The organism is Kribbella koreensis, assembly GCF_039525325.1.
GTDB lineage: Bacteria > Actinomycetota > Actinomycetes > Propionibacteriales > Kribbellaceae > Kribbella > Kribbella koreensis.
Window position 1 is genome coordinate 1 of sequence record NZ_BAAAHK010000026.1, and the last position, 2,960, is coordinate 2,960.

Below are 2,960 nucleotides of genomic sequence, written 5' to 3' on the forward strand. Positions count from 1 at the left end.
GACGACGAGTGTCCTGCCAGGCCGGGCGCCACATCAGCGGACGACGAGTGTCCTGCCAGGTCGGGCGCCACGTCGGCGGACGACGGGTGCGCTGCCGGGGCGGGTGACAGGTCGGCGACTGACGCGCTTGTTGCTGGCTTGGCGTTCGTTGCGCCGGAGGGCACCGCCGCGGGGGTTGGGGGACCTGTTTCAGCGTCGGCTGTCATCGGGCCATTCTCGTCGGTCCGTGACCCCCACGCCCCGCCACGCCGACCACCCCCGGACAAGGCGAACGGCCCGGGCAGACAGCGGATTTCTCCACCACCCACCCGGGCCGTTCACCAACTACATCCAGCTACTACTCCGCCGACTTCCCGCCGGCCTTCTCGCCCTCGGCGTCGTCACCCGCAGCCTCATCACCCGCGGATCCACCATCCTCAGCGTCGTCCTCACCAGACTCATCGTCGTCATCCGAATCGTCGTCCCCGTCCGAGTCATCGGCGTCGTCCGCGTCCTCATCCGAGTCGTCCTCGTCGCCGGACTCGAGGTCGTCGTCCGCGTCGTCTGCGGAGTCGTCGCTGTCCGATGCGGCGTCGTCGGAGTCGTCCTCGTCCGAGTCGTCTGCGTTGGAGTCGTCGCTGTCGGACGCCGCGTCACCGTCGGAGTTGTCTGCGGCATCGTCGTCGGCGTCTTCGGTGTCTTCGGCTTCGTCGGCGTCGTCGAAGACCTCGATGATTACCTCGTCTTCGTCGTCCTCGTCGAGGTCGGTGAAGGTGAGGCCTTCGAGTTCGGCGGCGCGTTCGGCGGCTCCGGTGGAGCCGTCCTGGTCGGAGCCGGCAGCACGGTGGAACCAGGTGAGGGCTTCGTCCGTACGACCCGCCTCGGCCAGCGCATCGGCGTACGCGTACCGCAGCCGCGGCAACCACTCGGCACGAGTCCGCTTGGTGAGCTCAGGAATGTCGAGGACCTGGATCGCCGCAGCCGTCTGACCCATGTCGCGCCGGGCTCCGGCCGCCACGATCAGCATCTCGATCTGCGAACCCTCCTCCAGCGTCAGCACGGCCTTCTCCTGCGACAACGCCAGCGCCTTCTCCGGGTGGCCGAGCGCACGCTCGCAGTCGGCCATCGCCGGCAGCACCTCGTGGTTGCCGGTCATCCGCCGTACCGCGCGGAACTCGGTCAGCGCCTCCGCGTAGTGCTCAGACAGGTACGCCGTGATCGCCACAGCCTCCCGTACTCCGCCCAGCCGCGCCGCCAGCCGTCGAGCCGTCTTGGCGTGCAGGTAAGCGAGATCCGGGTCGTCCTCCAGGAACCGGCCGGACGCCACCAGGTGCTGCGCGACCAGGTCCGCGAGGCTACGCGGCAACGACCGAAGCTCGGCCTTCATCCCCTTGTCGAGCTCCGCACCGGTGATCCCGGCCGGAATGACCGGGTCGTCCTTACGCGGACCGACCCTCTCCTCGTCCTCACGCCCTACGCCCCGACCGCCGCGCTCACGATCGGTACGCCCGCGGCCGCCACGCTCTTCACGGCGCGGCCCGTTGCGGTCGTCCCGACGCGGTCCACGATCATTGCGGGGAGCCGCGTCCTGGTATCCGGTCCGCTCGTCCCGACGCGGCACAGCCCCCGTCCGGTCATCGCCCCGAGGCCCAGTACGAGCGCCGCCCTTGAAGCCGGTCGGTCGCCCATCCCGAGGAGGCCCAGACCGAGCCCCACCCTGATACCCACCACTACGCGGCGCAGAACGCTCATCGCGCCCACCCCGGTCATCTCGCCGAGGTGCGGAACGCTCGTCGCGGCTGTACCCACCACGGTCCTCACGCGGAGCCCCACGGTCAGCCCCACCACGCGACCCCGACCGGTCGTCCCGGCCGTATCCGCCACGGTCGTCGCGGTTGTACCCACCGCGGTCAGCCGCACGCGGTGCGGACCGGTCGTCCCGGCTGTACCCACCGCGGTCACCACGGTTGTCACCACGCGGCGCAGAGCGGTCATCACGGTTGTAACCGCCACGGTCGTCACGCTGGGGAGCGCTGCGCTCGTCGCGGCTGTACCCACCACGGCTGTCGCCGCCGCGGTCGTCACGACGCGGGGCGGAACGGTCATCGCGGTTGTATCCGCCACGGTCATCACGGTTGTAACTGCCACGGTCATCACGCTGAGGGGCGCTGCGCTCGTCGCGGCTGTAGCCACCGTGGTCGCCGCCGCGCGGGGCGGAGCGGCCATCGGAGCCTAGGGGTGAACGGTCGTCACGCCGGGGCGCGCCGCGGTCGTCGCGACGCGGTCCGCGGTCGTCGCGGTCAGAGAGCTGTCCCTTGAACGGGTCGCGTCCCGGGTCGCCCTTGTCGTCCCAGCGCGTGTTCCGCTTCGGAGCCGGCTTGTCATCCCGCCGAGCCCCACCGGTACGCGGCGCTCCACGCCCACCACCGGAAGCACTCCAAGACCCACCCGAAGCACCGCCTCGAGCACCGCTACCAGAACCGCCGGACGAGCTACCACCGTATCCACCGCCAGAACCGCCACGGGAACCACCGGAGGAGCTGCCGCCGTAGCCGCCGGAACCGCCACGGGGCGCGCCGGAAGACGAGCCTCCGCGCGGGGCGCCGCTGGAGCCGCCACGGGGGGCGCCTGAGGAGCTGCCGCCGCGGGGACCGCCGGACGAGGCGCCACGTGGGCCGCCAGATGAGGCGCCGCGAGGGCCGCCGGAGGAACCGCCGCGGGGGGCGGAGCTTGAGCCGCCTGAGCGGCCGCCGGTGTTTCCGCCGCCGGCACGACCCGATCCGCCGGACGAACCACGGCCGGAGCGATCGCCCGGACCAGAGCGGGGGTTGCGAGGTGGCGTAGCCACGGTGACTCCTATCGGTCGTACGAGGTGAAAACGGCGCTCAGACAAAAGTACAGGCACAAACATTAAGGGCCACCCGAGTGGGTGGCCCTTAACAGTGTGAATGTCCGGCGACGTCCTACTCTCCCACGACCTA

General features: G+C 70.8%; 3 protein-coding genes. All 3 read right to left on the reverse strand.

Annotated elements, in window-relative coordinates; translation table 11 throughout:
* Nucleotides 1-206 (reverse strand): hypothetical protein (locus ABD116_RS40860; protein ID WP_343983958.1); only part of this gene is annotated, 206 nt, incomplete at its 3' end.
* A 131-nt stretch (nucleotides 207-337) separates the two neighbouring features.
* A complete protein-coding gene (locus tag ABD116_RS40865) occupies nucleotides 338-1,345 on the reverse strand; it encodes a tetratricopeptide repeat protein (RefSeq protein ID WP_343983960.1) in 1,008 nt (335 codons plus the stop codon).
* A 107-nt stretch (nucleotides 1,346-1,452) separates the two neighbouring features.
* The gene (locus tag ABD116_RS40870) at nucleotides 1,453-2,085 is read right to left on the reverse strand and encodes a hypothetical protein (protein WP_343983962.1); all 633 of its coding nucleotides are present in this window, start codon (nucleotides 2,083-2,085) and stop codon (nucleotides 1,453-1,455) included.
* Nucleotides 2,086-2,960: the final 875 nt, after the last annotated feature.

Bases quoted from the DNA above. Each gene is read 5' to 3' on its own strand.
- ABD116_RS40870 (WP_343983962.1), bottom strand. From the start codon at position 2,085: ATGACCGTTCCGCCCCGCGTCGTGACGACCGCGGCGGCGACAGCCGTG.